The organism is Methylobacterium sp. CM6241 (assembly GCF_054817845.1).
Map to the genome: position 1 here is coordinate 704,812 of NZ_CM139246.1, position 13,955 is coordinate 718,766.

Annotated in this window: 15 protein-coding genes and 1 tRNA gene; 11 read left to right on the top strand and 5 right to left on the bottom strand. The window is 68.1% G+C overall.

Features of this window, described 5'->3' with window-relative positions; translation table 11 throughout:
- Positions 1 to 84: 84 nt before the first annotated feature.
- From ACYQR9_RS03260 to rpmB, 4 genes are all read right to left on the bottom strand, one after another.
- Complete coding sequence (locus tag ACYQR9_RS03260; RefSeq protein ID WP_461228671.1) at positions 85 to 642, bottom strand: TetR/AcrR family transcriptional regulator; 558 nt, start codon at positions 640 to 642, stop codon at positions 85 to 87.
- A 7-nt stretch (positions 643 to 649) separates the two neighbouring features.
- On the bottom strand, positions 650 to 1,123 hold the full coding sequence (locus ACYQR9_RS03265) for a nuclear transport factor 2 family protein (RefSeq protein ID WP_461228672.1): 474 nt from the start codon (positions 1,121 to 1,123) through the stop codon (positions 650 to 652).
- A 73-nt stretch (positions 1,124 to 1,196) separates the two neighbouring features.
- Positions 1,197 to 2,126, bottom strand: a complete 930-nt coding sequence (locus ACYQR9_RS03270; protein ID WP_461228673.1) for an AEC family transporter — start codon at positions 2,124 to 2,126, stop codon at positions 1,197 to 1,199.
- A gap of 142 nt (positions 2,127 to 2,268) precedes the next feature.
- Positions 2,269 to 2,574, bottom strand: a complete 306-nt coding sequence (gene rpmB, locus ACYQR9_RS03275; RefSeq protein ID WP_018046086.1) for a 50S ribosomal protein L28 — start codon at positions 2,572 to 2,574, stop codon at positions 2,269 to 2,271.
- Positions 2,575 to 2,908: 334 nt separating this feature from the next.
- On the opposite strand from rpmB, the gene ACYQR9_RS03280 reads away from it, so the two are divergent.
- The 11 genes from ACYQR9_RS03280 to ACYQR9_RS03330 all read left to right on the top strand — a co-directional run bounded on the left by ACYQR9_RS03280 (position 2,909) and on the right by ACYQR9_RS03330 (position 12,737).
- Complete coding sequence (locus ACYQR9_RS03280; RefSeq protein WP_207412163.1) at positions 2,909 to 3,778, top strand: DUF3108 domain-containing protein; 870 nt, start codon at positions 2,909 to 2,911, stop codon at positions 3,776 to 3,778.
- Positions 3,779 to 3,798: 20 nt separating this feature from the next.
- The gene (locus ACYQR9_RS03285) at positions 3,799 to 4,338 is read left to right on the top strand and encodes a hypothetical protein (RefSeq protein WP_461228674.1); all 540 of its coding nucleotides are present in this window, start codon (positions 3,799 to 3,801) and stop codon (positions 4,336 to 4,338) included.
- Positions 4,338 to 4,700 (top strand): hypothetical protein, encoded by a 363-nt coding sequence (locus ACYQR9_RS03290; RefSeq protein WP_461228675.1) that lies wholly within the window; start codon positions 4,338 to 4,340, stop codon positions 4,698 to 4,700. Before ACYQR9_RS03285 ends, ACYQR9_RS03290 begins: the two co-directional genes overlap by 1 nt.
- A gap of 78 nt (positions 4,701 to 4,778) precedes the next feature.
- Positions 4,779 to 8,132: a helicase-related protein gene (locus ACYQR9_RS03295; protein WP_461228676.1), complete on the top strand. Its 3,354-nt coding sequence runs from the start codon at positions 4,779 to 4,781 to the stop codon at positions 8,130 to 8,132.
- A gap of 22 nt (positions 8,133 to 8,154) precedes the next feature.
- Positions 8,155 to 8,451 carry an RNA-binding S4 domain-containing protein gene (locus tag ACYQR9_RS03300; protein WP_461222047.1) on the top strand — a complete coding sequence of 99 codons (297 nt, stop codon included), beginning with the start codon at positions 8,155 to 8,157 and terminating at the stop codon, positions 8,449 to 8,451.
- A gap of 236 nt (positions 8,452 to 8,687) precedes the next feature.
- Positions 8,688 to 9,026 carry a ferredoxin FdxA gene (gene fdxA / locus ACYQR9_RS03305; RefSeq protein ID WP_311276481.1) on the top strand — a complete coding sequence of 113 codons (339 nt, stop codon included), beginning with the start codon at positions 8,688 to 8,690 and terminating at the stop codon, positions 9,024 to 9,026.
- A 622-nt stretch (positions 9,027 to 9,648) separates the two neighbouring features.
- Positions 9,649 to 10,251, top strand: coding sequence for a CarD family transcriptional regulator (locus tag ACYQR9_RS03310; RefSeq protein ID WP_056422526.1), 603 nt, complete (start codon positions 9,649 to 9,651; stop codon positions 10,249 to 10,251).
- A 286-nt stretch (positions 10,252 to 10,537) separates the two neighbouring features.
- Positions 10,538 to 11,410, top strand: coding sequence for an RNA polymerase factor sigma-32 (locus ACYQR9_RS03315; RefSeq protein WP_056422529.1), 873 nt, complete (start codon positions 10,538 to 10,540; stop codon positions 11,408 to 11,410).
- A gap of 107 nt (positions 11,411 to 11,517) precedes the next feature.
- Positions 11,518 to 11,784: a hypothetical protein gene (locus tag ACYQR9_RS03320; protein ID WP_461228677.1), complete on the top strand. Its 267-nt coding sequence runs from the start codon at positions 11,518 to 11,520 to the stop codon at positions 11,782 to 11,784.
- 30 nt (positions 11,785 to 11,814) lie between these two features.
- Positions 11,815 to 12,597 (top strand): 4'-phosphopantetheinyl transferase family protein, encoded by a 783-nt coding sequence (locus ACYQR9_RS03325; protein ID WP_461228678.1) that lies wholly within the window; start codon positions 11,815 to 11,817, stop codon positions 12,595 to 12,597.
- Between the two features lie 63 nt (positions 12,598 to 12,660).
- A tRNA-Pro gene (locus tag ACYQR9_RS03330) sits at positions 12,661 to 12,737 on the top strand.
- Positions 12,738 to 12,772: 35 nt separating this feature from the next.
- Here ACYQR9_RS03330 and ACYQR9_RS03335 read toward each other — a convergent pair.
- The gene (locus tag ACYQR9_RS03335; RefSeq protein ID WP_461228679.1) at positions 12,773 to 13,924 is read right to left on the bottom strand and encodes a tyrosine-type recombinase/integrase; all 1,152 of its coding nucleotides are present in this window, start codon (positions 13,922 to 13,924) and stop codon (positions 12,773 to 12,775) included.
- Between the last annotated feature and the right edge of the window lie 31 nt (positions 13,925 to 13,955).

A 13,955-nucleotide genomic window follows, 5' to 3' on the forward strand; every position in this document is an offset into this window, starting at 1 on the left:
GTCCGCTTCAGGGCCAGGGGACAGGGTCCGATCCCCACCCATTACTGCCGTTCCGAGCGGGTACAACCTGATCGGATATCTCCCCTACGGCACCAACCGCATCTCCAACCGCCCCAGCATCCGCCCGAACACGGCCGGATCGTCGAGGGCGCGGGCGAGGACGAGGCCGCCTTGGATCGCCAGGACTGCATCCTCGGCGAGGGAATCCGCCTCGGCGGTCGGGCGCCCGGCGCGGATCAGCGCCTGTGCCAGGGCCTCACGCCAATCCCGGAAGTAGCCGGCGATCCGGTCCGCGAACCCGTCGCGTCCCTCGGTGAGGGCGAAGGCGCCGACAAGGCAGACCCTTCGGCCGGAGCGGAAATAGGCGTCCGTCTCCGACAGCATGAGCCGGATCGCCGCCCGTGGATCGGGATCGTCACGCAGGGGCGCGTAGACCTTCTCGTCGAACCACGCGCCGATGACATCGAGGACGGCCTCAGCCATCTCGGCCTTGCCGCCGGGGAAGGCGTGGTAGATGCTGCCCTTGCCGAGGCCGGTGCGGGCTCCGATGAGGGTGAGGCTCGCACCCTCGTAGCCATATTCGCGAAAGACCTCGGCGATGGCGGGCAGCGCGTCCTCCCGCGCCCCCGGCTTCTTCGTCATGGTCCTGTCAGAGCCCCAGTTCGGTGAGGCCCGGATGGTCGTCGGGGCGCGGCGCGGCGCGGTCCCAGTGGAACTTGCGCTCCGATTCGGAGATCGCGAGGTCGTTGATGCTGGCATGGCGCAGCCGCATCAGGCCGTTGGCGTCGAACTCCCAGTTCTCGTTGCCATAGGCGCGGAACCAGTCGCCGACCGCATCGTGAAACTCGTAGGCGAAGCGCACGGCGATCCGGTCCTCGGTGAAGGCCCAGATCTCCTTGATGAGACGGTATTCGTGCTCCTTCGCCCATTTGCGGGTGAGGAACTCGACGATGGCCGCACGGCCTGAGAAGAATTCCGAGCGGTTCCGCCAGCGGCTGTCGGCCGTGTAGGCCAGCGAGACCTTCTCGGGGTTGCAGCCGTTCCAGCCGTTCTCGGCGGCGCGGACCTTCTGGATCGCGGTCTCGCGGGTGAAGGGGGGCAGCGGTGGACGGGATTCAGACATCGGCTAGGGCTCCTGCGCTTGTCTGTACCGATCGGTACAAACACTCCGCACGTGGGTCAAGGTGTCGAACCGTTCAGGTGTGACCGAGGATCGCGAGCCACGCCACGGTGGTGGCGACCGCGAGCAGCGTCGAGAGCATGACGGCGGCGGCGATCAGACCCGTCTCGGCCTTGTAGCGGACGGCCAGCAGGTAGGAGTTGATGCCCACGGGCATCGCCGCGAACAGGGTGGCGACCCCGGCATAGGCGGGCGGCATGGTGAAGACGTGGAAGGCCAGCACCCAGACCGCCAGCGGATGCAGGACGAGTTTCAGGGTCGTCACCACCATGGCGCCGGGCAGGTCGTGCAGCACCCGGTAGCGCACGAGGCCGGCGCCTAGCGCGATCAGCGCGCAGGTGGAGGCGGTGCCGGCCAGCGCATCCACCAGCGACTTGACCATGCCGCCAGGGGCGAGACCGAACGACTTGAGGCCCAGGCCGATCATCAATGACAGGAAGATCGGGTTGCGGAACAGGACGAGGACGAGCCCCTTCAGCCGCTTGAGGATCGATTGCCGTCCGTCCGATTCGATAAGGAAGGTGGCGCAGCCCATCATCAGCGGCAGGTGGACGGCGAGCAGCATGAAGAGCGGAAACGCGCCTTCGTCGCCATAGGCCTGCAGGATCATCGGCACGCCGATGAAGATCGTGTTCGATTGGCTGGCCGCGAATCCGTGCAGGATCGCGCCCGTCCGGCCGACGCCCTCGCGACGCAGGCCGATCAGCGAGCCGACGAGCCAGGACAGGCCGGCGCCGCCGAAATAGCTGAACCAGTACGCCCAGGTGACCTCGCCGGTGAGACCCGGCCGCGTCAGCGTCGCGATGATGAGCGCCGGCACCGCGATGGCGAAGACGTATTCGGAGAGGCCGTCGCTGACCTTCTCCGACAGGAACCCGGCGAGCGCCGCGACCCAGCCGATGAGGATCAGCCCGAAGATCGGGGCGATGAGCGACAGCACGGTCATCGGGAAGAGCCGGATAGTGGGTCAGTCGGAATCAACGCGAACGGCCGCCGCATGCACAAAGCATGCGGCGGCCGTTCGAGATTAAAATGAGACGTCGAGCGTGATCGAAGCGGGCTCTCGCCGGCGCTTCGATATCGCAGCCTCAGGCGGCGGCCGGGGTCTCGACTTCGGCGAGCTTCTTGTGCAGCTCGCGCTTGATCAGACGGGCCGTCTGCGACAGCTCGATCTCGCGGGCCTTGATGAGGAAGGCATCGAGGCCACCGCGATGCTCGACCGAGCGCAGGGCGTGAGCCGTGACGCGCAGGCGAACCCGACGCTTCAGGGCGTCGGACTGCAGGGTGACCTGGCACAGGTTCGGCAGGAACCGGCACTTGGTCTTACGGTTCGAGTGGCTCACGAGGTGGCCGGTCTGCACGGCTTTGCCCGTGAGTTCGCAACGGCGCGACATTGTTCTAAATCCCGTCTCGTTCCGCGTCTGATCGGGCAATGGCGGAAGACCGGTCGCAACGCGCCACGGGCCTCACGCACGCCAAACTCCGATCGAGCGGCGTCTCATTGAAGGCGCGAGCCTATAGGTGACGGGCAGGGCATCCGTCAAGGGCGGCGCTGCGTTTTGCCCATCGGAATAACCGCGCTCCGAGGCCGGTGCAGCGCCATCCAGGCGCCCCGCGCCGCGGCATCCATACGATGTATTAACCACGAACGGGGACGATGACGGAACGATGCCGCCCGGTCTCTACTGCCGCGCGGCTCCAAGCCTTGGAACATCAGAGCCTCACGCCATGTGCGCCATGCGCCTCCTCCGCGCCAGCCTCCTCGCCGCCCTCGGCGTGATTCCCGCCTCCGAGGGATTCGCGCGGCCGAAGGCCACCTCCGCCAAGACCGCTGCGCCGGCGACGGTGACGGTGGATTACGGCATCGCGCTGGCCGGCATCCCCATCGGCACCGCGCAGGTCTCGGGCCTGTTCGAGACCACGCGGTACCGCATGGACGTGTCGGCCCGCCTCACCGGCCTCGTCGGCGCGGTGACCGGGGGCATGGGCTCGGCCCGGGCCAACGGCCTCATCGCCGAGGGGCCGCAGCCGAACACCTTCGCGATCTCCACCAAGACCTCGAATTCCGGCATCGCCGTGCGGATGGCGCTGGCGCGCGGCAACGTCACCCAATCCGAGGTGACGCCGCCCCTAATCGACATGGGCGACCGCGTGCCGGTGACCCCGGCCAACAAGCGCGGCATCGTCGATCCGGCCAGCGCCCTGATGATGCCGGCGGTGAGCCGGGGCGAGCTCACCGACCAAGCCAATTGCAACCGCACCATCCCGATCTTCGACGGCGCGACGCGCTTCAACGTGGTGCTGAGCTACGGCGAGACGCGCAACGTCGAGAAGCCCGGCTATTCCGGGCCGGTCCTCGTCTGCAACGCCCGCTATCAGGCCATTGCCGGGCATCGCCCCGACCGGCCGGGCGTGAAGTTCATGGAGGACAACCGCGACATGTCGGTATGGCTGGCGCCGGTCGAGGGCACCCGCGTGCTGCTGCCGGTGCGCATCGCCGTGCGGACGACGCTCGGCACCAACATCATCGAGGCGACCCGGTGGAGCCGTGGCGGGGCGCCGAGCCAGGTGGCGCAGGCGGCTTCGGTCGATCCATGACGGCGAATCGGGGCTGAACCATGGACCAGGCCATCGACATTCCGGTCTCGCGCCCTCGCTCGGTGGGCATGTTCGTCATCGCCCTGTGTTTCACGGTCGGCTGTGCCTCGATCCTCTACGCCCGGCCCGGAATCCACGGGCACGCTTTCGAGCCCGGCAGCTTTCACACATTCCTGATCTGGTTCGGATTGTTCTTCTTCGGCGCCGCCAGCGTCGTCAGCGCCCCCCGGATGTTCCGTTCGGGCACGCTGGTTTCCATCGGGCGGCAGGGGATCTTCGATCGCCGCCTGTCGAGCGGCTGGATCCCCTGGGACGCGGTCGAGGACCTCAAACCGGTCATGCGGGGACGCCAGCGCTATTTCGTGCTTCGCGTCGATCCCGAACGCTCGGCCGGATTGCCGATCTTCAAAGGGCGGCGCAGGATGGCCCCCTTCACCGGGCTCGGCGCCTATGGCTATGCCATCGGCGGCGCCGATCTCCAGGGCGGGTTCGCGGCCCTCGGCGACGCCCTGTCCGGCACTGCCCTCTGGCGGGCCCCCTCGGGTACCGGGACTCGCTGATGTCGCCTCTGCCCCGCTCTCTTCGCTTCCTCGCCCTCGCGGGCTGCCTCGTCGCGGTGGCGGGCCATGCCGGTCCCGGCCATGCGGGCGAGCTCAGCTCGGACATCTCGCCCTGCGGGGGCGACGCCTATTCCTCCGCGGAGGTGATCGAGGGTCGCCCGCCACGGCGCGGCCCTCTCGTGGCGATGCCGGACACGCTCTGCGCCGATCTCGCGCCGCAGCAGCCGGCGAACCCGGTGGAGATCTATGTCGATCCTTATGGGTACCGGGGCGGTGGCTATCGCGGGGGTGACGCCCCATATGGCGGGGAGACGCAGCGTGGGGTCCGACCATCCGGACGGCCCCTGCGCAGCGGCGACTGACCCGAGGCGGCCATCTCGACGGGCCGTCATGAGACCCTGCCGCCGGCCGCTTTCGCCGAAGGGACCCGTCCCGCACACATGACGCGCCGCTCCCTCCCCCCGCAGGCCCGCTCACGCGGCGTCACGGCGGTGCTCGGGCCGACCAATACCGGCAAGACCCATCTCGCCATCGAGCGGATGCTCGCGCATCCGACGGGGATGATCGGGCTTCCCCTGCGCCTGCTGGCGCGGGAGGTCTACCTGCGCGTCGTCGCGCGGGTGGGGGTCGAGCAGGTCGCCCTCGTCACCGGCGAGGAGAAGATCAAGCCGGACCGGCCGCGCTACTGGATCTCCACCATCGAGGCGATGCCGCGCGACCTCGACGTCGCCTTCGTGGCCATCGACGAAATCCAGCTCGCCGCCGACATGGACCGCGGCTACGTCTTCACCGACCGCCTGCTGCACCAGCGCGGGCGCGAGGAGACGCTGCTGATCGGCTCCTCCACCATGCTGCCCCTGGTGCAGTCGCTGATTCCCGGCGTGCACACCACCACCCGCCCGCGCCTGTCGAAGCTCACCTTCGCGGGCGAGAAGAAGCTCGGGCGCCTGCCCCGGCGCACGGCCATCGTCGCCTTCTCGGCGGAGGAGGTCTACGCCATCGCCGAGCTGATCCGGCGCCAGCGCGGCGGGGCCGCCGTGGTGCTCGGTGCGCTGTCTCCGCGCACCCGCAACGCCCAGGTGGAGCTCTACCAATCGGGCGATGTCGACTACCTCATCGCCACCGACGCGGTGGGGATGGGCCTCAACCTCGATGTCGATCACGTCGCCTTCGCGGCGAACTGGAAATACGACGGCACGCGCTTCCGCAGGCTGACGCCCCCGGAGATGGGGCAGATCGCGGGACGCGCCGGACGCCACCTCTCGGACGGCACCTTCGGCTCCACGGGGCGCTGCGCCCCGTTCGAGCCCGAGATGATCGAGGCCCTGGAGAACCACGATTTCGAGCCGGTGCGGGTGCTGCAATGGCGCAACCCCGATCTCGACTTCACCTCGCTCAAGGCGCTCCAGGAGAGCCTGGACGAGCATCCGAACGAGAAGGGACTGACCCGCGCGCCCATGGGCGAGGACCAGTCCGCCCTCGAAATCCTGATGCGCGAGGACGACATCCGCGACATCGCCACCAATCCGACGGTGGTGCGACGCCTGTGGGACACCTGCGGCGTGCCCGATTACCGCAAGGTCCACCCCCAGACCCATGCGGATCTCGTCGCCCAGCTGTTCCGATTCCTCACGCGGGGCATGGCCGGGCGCATCCCCAACGACTGGTTCGCCAAGCACGTGGCGATGATCGACCGCACCGACGGCGACATCGACGCCCTGTCCCAGCGCATCGCCCAGGGGCGAACCTGGACCTTCGTTGCGAACCGTCCGGACTGGCTGATTGATCCGGTGCATTGGCAGGGCGAGACGCGTCGGGTAGAGGACAGGCTGTCTGACGCCCTGCACGAGCGCCTTGCGAGCCGTTTCGTCGATCGGCGCACTAGCGTCCTGATGCGGCGCCTGAGAGAGAACACGATGTTGGAAGCTGAGATCACCGCCGGCGGGGACGTTACCGTCGAGGGCCAGCATGTCGGCCACCTGCACGGGTTTCAGTTCGTCGCCGACCCGGGCGCGGAAGGCCACGAGGCCAAGACCCTGCGCAGCGCCGCCGAAAAGGCGCTGGGCGGCGAGATCGAGGCGCGTGCCGAGCGCTTCTCGGCCGCGGCGGATTCGTCCCTGGTCCTGTCCCATGACGGCATCATCCGCTGGACCGGAGACCCGGTCGCCAAGCTGACGCCGGGCGACAAGCTGTTCGAGCCGCATGTGCGGCTGCTCGCCGACGAGCAGCTGACCGGCCCGGCCCGCGACAAGGTCGAGGCCCGGCTGGTCGCCTGGCTGAAGGCCTATGTGGTCCGGCTCCTCGGTCCGCTGATCGAGATCGAGACCGCCGCCGACCTCGTCGGCCTGTCGAAGGGCATCGGCTACCAGGTCGTGGAATCGCTCGGCGTCCTCGAACGCTCGAAGGTGATGCACGAGATGCGCACCCTCGATCAGGAGGGCCGTGGCGCGCTGCGCCGTCACGGGGTCCGCTTCGGCGCCTATCACATCTTCCTGCCGGCCCTACTGAAGCCGGCCCCCCGGACCCTCGCCGCCCAGCTCTGGGCGCTTAAGAACGGTGGCCTCGACCAGCGCGGCCTCGACGAGATCGCGCATCTGGCCGGCTCCGGCCGCACCTCGATCAAGGTCGATCCCGAGATCGCCAAGGGCCTCTACCGCGCCGCCGGCTTCCGCGTCTGTGGCGAGCGCGCCGTGCGCGTCGACATCCTGGAGCGTCTGGCCGACCTGATCCGCCCGGCCGTCACCTACCGCCCCGGCACCACGCCGGGCGAGGCGCCCGCCGGCACCGCCGATGGCGACGCCTTCGTCGCCACCGTGGGCATGACCTCGCTGGTCGGCTGTTCGGGCGAGGATTTCGGCTCGATCCTGAAATCCCTCGGCTATGCACCTGAAACGCGCCCCGGCCCGGCGATCACCGTGCCGCTTCTTCCGGCCGCGTCGACCCGCCCCATCGTACCCGCAGCCGCATCGACCGACGACGCGGTGACGGTGTCCGAGGAGGCCGCACCCGCGACCGAAGACGAGGCCAAGCCGGACGCCGAGACGCCTTCGGAAGGCGAGACGGCTTCTCGAGACGGGACGACCACCGAAGACGAGACCTCGCCCGACACGGCCGAGCCCGTGGCGGAAGGCGTGCCCGACCCCGAGACGGTGTCCTCTGAGGCCGCACCCGCGGAGGACGAGCCGGCACCGGCCGCCGAAGCGCCGGTCGATGCCGCTGAGGAACCCGAGGCGGCTCCCGTCCCCGTGGCGGAATCCGCAGCCCTCGCCGGCATCGAGCCGGAAACGGCCGAGACGGCCTCTCCTGATGCGGCCGAGGGCGAAACGCCCGTGGAATCCGCCCCGGCCGAGCCAGTGATGGTCGAGGTCTGGCGCCTGCAGCGGCATCAGCGCAGCTCCGCTCCGCGGCAGAACCGCCCGCGCGGCGGTCGCGATAACGCTCAGGCGGGCGATCGTGGTCCCGGCGAAGGCCGCCAGGACCGTCGCCCCGCTCATGCCGGCGGCCCGGACGGCGCCCAGCGCAACCGTGGCGGCCAGGGCGAGCGGAGCGGGCAAGGCGAGAGGCAGGATGGTGGGCGTCGCGATGGCGGCCGGCCGGACGGCGGGCGTCCGCCGCGTCGCGAGCGTTTCGAGCCCGGCCGGGTCCGGCCCGAGCGTCGGGACGAGGGTCGTTCCGCCGCACCGCAGGAACAGCGTCCGCAGCGGCGCGAACGGGCTCCGGATCCGGATTCGCCCTTCGCCAAGCTGGCCGCCCTCAAGGCCCAGCTCGAAGCCGGCGACGGCGGCAAGCGCTGAACCGGGAATCTGAAGAGGGCGGATGAAGCCGGGGCGTCAGCGTCTCGACAAATGGCTCTGGTTCACCCGCTTCGCGCGGAGCCGCTCTCTTGCCGCCGCCTTGGTGGAGGACGGCTTCGTGCGGGTGAACGGGACGCGCATCGACAACCCCGCCAAGGGGATCGCCATCGGTGACGTGGTGACGGTCGCCGCCGCCCATGGGACGGCGGCGGTGAGGGTGGTCGATCTCGGAGAGCGGCGCGGTCCCGCGCCGGAGGCGCAACGGCTCTATGCCGACCTGTCGGCGGGCCGGAACGCCGTGCCCGACGATCAGGATTGATCGTCGCCGCGAAGACCGAGCGGCGGAAGTGTGTCCCGGTAACATCGCCCGAGCGGCCATGATGCGGCCACTGCTTGTCAGCCCCGGTGGCAGGGGCTAGAGCCGTGCGGAAATAGTGAGGCCTCGCGCGACCCACGGGCGCGTTAACGAGGCCGTGCAAGGGCCGGGTCTAGGATCGCGCCCGAACGGGCCGAGGTGGTTGACTCGCCCGACCATGGATTGAGGCTGAAGGGCACATGACCTACGTCGTCACCGACAATTGCATCAAGTGCAAGTACATGGACTGCGTGGAAGTCTGCCCCGTGGATTGCTTCTACGAGGGCGAGAACATGCTCGTCATCCATCCCGACGAGTGCATCGATTGCGGCGTCTGCGAGCCGGAATGCCCCGCCGAGGCGATCAAGCCCGACACAGAGCCGAGCCTGGAGACCTGGCTGAAGCTCAATGCCGATTACGCGCGGAGTTGGCCCAACATCACGCAGAAGAAGGACGCGCCTTCGGATGCGAAGGACTGGGACGGCGTCAGCGGCAAGTTCGAGGCTCATTTCTCCGCCTCGCCGGGCAAGGGCGACTAGGCCGGCTCCCGAGCAGGCGATATCGAGCGAAGGCTCCACCCGGATGGCGTCTCGCAGGTTTTGGTCCGCGCGTTGGTGAATCGCGCGCCTGCCCGCGATGATGCGTCCGGCCCTGTCGGATTTCGGTGGATCGCATGCGCCTCATGACGTCGCAGGCGGTCGTGCAACCCACCGCCTGAGGCCGTTGCGATTGCGCTCTCCGCGCGGGACCGACTCCCTGCGGATATCCCTCCGGCAGATCGCGCACGCATGCCCTGCGTCGGCAATCCTTTGATTCGGTGCCCGGTTTGTGGTACATCAAGGGTCTGCCGTCGTTCGTGCCTGACGTGCTGCCTTTGGCCACCCAAGCGGTGGTTTCCAAACCTTTCGACAGAGTCGGCATCCCATTCCATTGGGACGCTACCTTTCCGAGACGAGGCGGCATGTGATCGACCGCTGGAGGCGCATGCGCTTCCCGCGGCACCGGTCGCATGGTGTGGATGATCGGCTAGCCTGGGACCCGCCCGGCCGATGCATGCTGCATCGATGGCCGGCGGACAAGAGGCTCAAGCCGGGTCACCCACCCCGGGAATGAAGGTTCGGCGCGATTCGACCCGCGCGATGTTCTGGAGGCGCTTCTCGCATGACCACAGCCAAGAAGACGACGGCAGGCCGCCAAGGCTTCAAGACCGGCGAAGCGGTGGTGTACCCAGCTCATGGCGTCGGCCGCATCACTGCGATCGAAGAGCAGGAAATCGCCGGCTACAAGCTCGAGCTTTTCGTCGTCTCTTTCGAGAAGGACAAGATGGTCCTGCGCGTTCCGACCGCGAAGGCCAACAGCGTCGGCATGCGTAAGCTCGCCGAGCCCGAGCTTGTCAAGAAGGCCCTCGACGTTCTGACCGGCCGCGCCCGGATCAAGCGCACCATGTGGTCGCGCCGCGCCCAGGAATACGAGGCCAAGATCAATTCCGGCGACCTGCTGTCGGTGACCGAAGTGGTCCGCGACCTCTATCGGTCGGAGGCTCAGCCGGAACAATCCTACAGCGAGCGCCAGCTCTACGAGGCCGCACTCGACCGCGTGTTGCGCGAGATCTCGTCGGTGAACCGCATCACCGAGACCGAGGCACTCAAGCTGATCGAGCAGAGCCTCGCCAAGTCGCCCCGCCGCGCCAAGGGCGAGGCGGAAGCCGAAGGCGATGCCGAGACGGACGGCGACAGCGACGAGATCCGGGAAGAGGCCGCCTGAGCGGCCCGCCGATCCCAGACGGATCCGTTCGACGATCGGGCCCGGCGCACCAGCGCCGGGCCTTTTTCTTTGTCGGCACTGCGTCGGCCGGCTGCTCCGATGCGCCGCAGGGTCACGGCCCCCCTGTCAGCCCCGGCCTGCGGAACTATCCACGCAACGGCTCCGTTGTTCGGTGCCTGGGCGATGCCCCCGGGCTGGTGCCCTCGCTTTCTGGACCATTCGGGTCGATCGACCCCGAACGTCCGTCGCGGCGCGCGCACGCAACGGACGAAAGGCGGAGGCGGGAATGGCGGATATCGCGGGGATACGGCGACAGTTCATTCGTACGGCCATGGAGGCGCCCTTCCTGGCGCGGGACGAGGAACGCGGTCTCGCCGTCCGCTGGAAGGATGAGCGCGACGAACACGCTCTCCATCGCCTGATTTCGGCGCATATGCGTCTCGTCATCGCCATCGCGGGGCGGTTCCGGCATTACGGTCTGCCCATGGCCGATCTCGTTCAGGAAGGGCATGTCGGCCTGATGGAAGCGGCGGCCCGGTTCGAGCCGGAGCGCGAGGTCCGTTTCTCCACCTATGCGACTTGGTGGATCAGAGCCTCGATCCAGGATTATATCCTTCGCAACTGGTCCATCGTCCGCGGCGGCACGAGCTCCGCGCAAAAGGCCTTGTTCTTCAATTTGCGCCGCCTACGCGCCCGGTTGATGCAATCCACCGAGGAGCATGTGGGCGACGAGATCCATCGCCGCATCGCCACGGCCATCGGCGTCTCCCGCGAAGATGTGGCCTTGATGGACGCGCGACTGTCCGGGCCGGACATGTCCCTGAACGCTCCGGTGGGCGAGGAAAGCGAAGCCTCATCCGAACGGATGGACTTTCTGGTGGACGGTTCCGACCTTCCCGACGAGACGGTCTCCGCCTCGGTGGATGGCGAGCGCAGGCTCACCTGGCTCAACGAGGCGCTCACCGTCCTGTCCGAGCGCGAGTTGCGGATCCTCCGCGAGCGCCGGCTGACGGAAGACCAGGCCACCCTCGAAGCCCTCGGCCGCCGTCTCGGGATTTCGAAAGAGCGCGTGCGCCAGATCGAGAACCGCGCCCTAGAGAAGCTGCGCCGTGCCCTGGCGGAGCGTTTTCCACAGAGTGCCGGTAACGTGTATGTCTGACCGGATGTCGCTTGCCGCCTGACTCAGTGCGCTGCACATTAACGCTTCGGCATCCCGTCTGTGGGAAGCCGGGGCGTGATGGCACGTAGACGGGCAGGTCGGCAGAGATGGACGTCGCGACACAGAGGCCTCTCCTCACCCTCGCGATGATTCTCGCCTTGAGCGTCGCGCTCGTTGGAATCATTGCCGTCAGGCACAACCTGTCCTGGCTGGCCGCCGCCGGGACATTCTACGGCATCGTCGCTCTCTGTCAGATCGCCTATCTCGCCCTCGTCGTCGCCTTCACGCGGGATGGAGCGCCCGAGCGACCTATGCCGGGCGCGTCCAGGCCGCCCTCGCTCCGAATAGCCCCACGATGGCATCGGGAACGATGACATCGGGCGGCACGGCATCGAGCCGCTAAAGTGGCCGTCGACTTTCACCACACGCGTTCGGGGAACCGGGCATCGGATCGAGCCCGCTCCGACGAGTCTGTCACGGTCTGGGATGTCGATCTGACCCTCTCGGACGAGCATCGCGCGCGGTGCCGGGATCTCCTCATCGATGACGAGAAGGCTCGCGCGGACCGATTCGTGCGCGATGCGGATCGATGGCGCTTCGAGGCCAGCCATGCGGCCCTGCGCCTCACCCTCGGCCATCGTCTCGGATCGGACCCGCGCGGCATCGTCTTCGGCGCGGAGCCGTCGGGAAAGCCGTATCTGGCGGGGGCGGCAGCTGGAGCATGCCGTTTCAGCCTGTCGCATTCCGGCAGCCGCGCCCTGATCGCCCTTTCCTCCTCCGCCGAGATCGGCGTCGATGTGGAAGAGGTGCGCCCGATGCCCGATCTCCTTCGCATCGCCCGCGCCCATTTCGCCGGATGCGAGATCGCAGCCCTGGAAGCGCTGGAGCCGGGCGAGCTGACGGCCGCGTTCTTCGCCTGCTGGACGCGCAAGGAGGCCGTGGCGAAAGCCACCGGCCAGGGCCTCTCCCTGCGCCTCGACAGCTTCGCCGTCTCCATCACGCCGGACGAGGCGGAGCTGCTGGCCATGCCGGGGGGGACGAAGGAGTGGAGCCTGCACGCACTCCCCGCCGCGCCGGGCTATTCCGCGGCCCTCGCCATCCGGGCAGCGGATATAGGCTGCCTGTACCAGACCCTCCCGCTCGACTGGCCCACCGGGCGGGCAGCTATATGGCAACAAGGTCGATGATGACGCTTGCGGCTCCGCGTCGGCCTCGCTATACGTCCGCTCGCCGGTGGTGATGCCGGCCGTCGGAGTGTAGCGCAGTCTGGTAGCGCACCACGTTCGGGACGTGGGGGTCGCAGGTTCAAATCCTGCCACTCCGACCAAATTTCCCGAGAGTTTGCAGTCTCTTACTGCTTCCCTAAAAATCGAAGCCCGACAGCGTGGACCGAATGGCGAGCGTCGGTTTCCGCGTAATGTTGTCCGCCGCCTCCTGCTGGAAGCCCGGAGCATGGTGGCGATAGACCCGCGTGAGGGTCTCGATCGTCATGCCGAGGAAGTCTGCTGCCTTCTCGAATGGCGTGCCGTTGGCGACAAGCCACGTTGCTGCGGTGTGGCGCAGGATGTGAGGCGTCACGTCGTCGAGGCGAGCATCGAGGCAGGCGCGGCCGAACGCTTTCTCGATTCCCGTCCCGACCGGCTTGCCCAGCCACTCGACGGCATAGGTCTGGCCGTTCGCGTGCCAGCGGCGCATGCGCGCGAGGAGGCGAACCGGGATCTGCACCGGCGGCTGCCGTTTCTTCGTGGACCGGTCCACGGCGGCTTTCCGGTAGAAGACACCGCGTTCCAGATCGATCCAGCCCGATCCCTGAACGGGGCCGAGCGACGCGCCGCACACCGCTCCCGCGCGGGTGCCGGTGTAGAGCGCCACCAGGATGAAGCGCGCGACGTGCTGGCGCGACCGACGACCGGTTGCCTTTCCTTTTTGCACCTCGCGATAGCGCCATGCCGCCCAAATGAGCCGGGCTGCCTCAGATCGGGTCAGCCAGCGGTCGCGCGGCTGGGGTGCGTCGGGGAGGGTCACCTCGACGATCTCGCGGCAATACCCCTCCTTACGGTGATAGTTGATCGCCGAACGCAGGTCCTCCAGTTCGCGACGGGCCACAGGCTTTGCACGAAACTGGACGTACTCACGGCAGGACCTGCCGGTGACGTCCGAAAGGCGACGCTCGCCCCAGAAGGTGAGGAGAGCCTCGCAGCGCTGGATCACCTCCAGCGGGCGGGCCTGCTTCTTGGCCCGCTCCTCAAGGTAGATCGCTATGACGTCTGCGACCTGGACGGCATCGGCACTACGGTGCTTCTCGCGCGGGATTTCGCGGCGCTCGAGGATGTAACGGGCAAGGGCGTCTTGAGCTGCTTGCGGAGGCTTTCCGCCACGAGCCGCGCGGACGCCAGTGCTGACGCGGATGTCTCCATCGTCTTTGATGGTCCAGGTTCCAGGCCGGCGCTTTCCATCGGCACCGACATTCCCCCGCTTGAACCAGAGCCTTGGACCTTTGGCTTCCGCCGACATAGCGCGCGCATCTCCCTGATCGCCGCGAGCG

Coding starts and splice junctions, on each gene's coding strand:
- ACYQR9_RS03260 (WP_461228671.1), bottom strand. CDS start 642: ATGACGAAGAAGCCGGGGGCGCGGGAGGACGCGCTGCCCGCCATCGCC.
- ACYQR9_RS03265 (WP_461228672.1), bottom strand. CDS start 1,123: ATGTCTGAATCCCGTCCACCGCTGCCCCCCTTCACCCGCGAGACCGCG.
- ACYQR9_RS03270 (WP_461228673.1), bottom strand. CDS start 2,126: ATGACCGTGCTGTCGCTCATCGCCCCGATCTTCGGGCTGATCCTCATC.
- rpmB (WP_018046086.1), bottom strand. CDS start 2,574: ATGTCGCGCCGTTGCGAACTCACGGGCAAAGCCGTGCAGACCGGCCAC.
- ACYQR9_RS03280 (WP_207412163.1), top strand. CDS start 2,909: ATGTGCGCCATGCGCCTCCTCCGCGCCAGCCTCCTCGCCGCCCTCGGC.
- ACYQR9_RS03285 (WP_461228674.1), top strand. CDS start 3,799: ATGGACCAGGCCATCGACATTCCGGTCTCGCGCCCTCGCTCGGTGGGC.
- ACYQR9_RS03290 (WP_461228675.1), top strand. CDS start 4,338: ATGTCGCCTCTGCCCCGCTCTCTTCGCTTCCTCGCCCTCGCGGGCTGC.
- ACYQR9_RS03295 (WP_461228676.1), top strand. CDS start 4,779: ATGACGCGCCGCTCCCTCCCCCCGCAGGCCCGCTCACGCGGCGTCACG.
- ACYQR9_RS03300 (WP_461222047.1), top strand. CDS start 8,155: ATGAAGCCGGGGCGTCAGCGTCTCGACAAATGGCTCTGGTTCACCCGC.
- fdxA (WP_311276481.1), top strand. CDS start 8,688: ATGACCTACGTCGTCACCGACAATTGCATCAAGTGCAAGTACATGGAC.
- ACYQR9_RS03310 (WP_056422526.1), top strand. CDS start 9,649: ATGACCACAGCCAAGAAGACGACGGCAGGCCGCCAAGGCTTCAAGACC.
- ACYQR9_RS03315 (WP_056422529.1), top strand. CDS start 10,538: ATGGCGGATATCGCGGGGATACGGCGACAGTTCATTCGTACGGCCATG.
- ACYQR9_RS03320 (WP_461228677.1), top strand. CDS start 11,518: ATGGACGTCGCGACACAGAGGCCTCTCCTCACCCTCGCGATGATTCTC.
- ACYQR9_RS03335 (WP_461228679.1), bottom strand. CDS start 13,924: ATGTCGGCGGAAGCCAAAGGTCCAAGGCTCTGGTTCAAGCGGGGGAAT.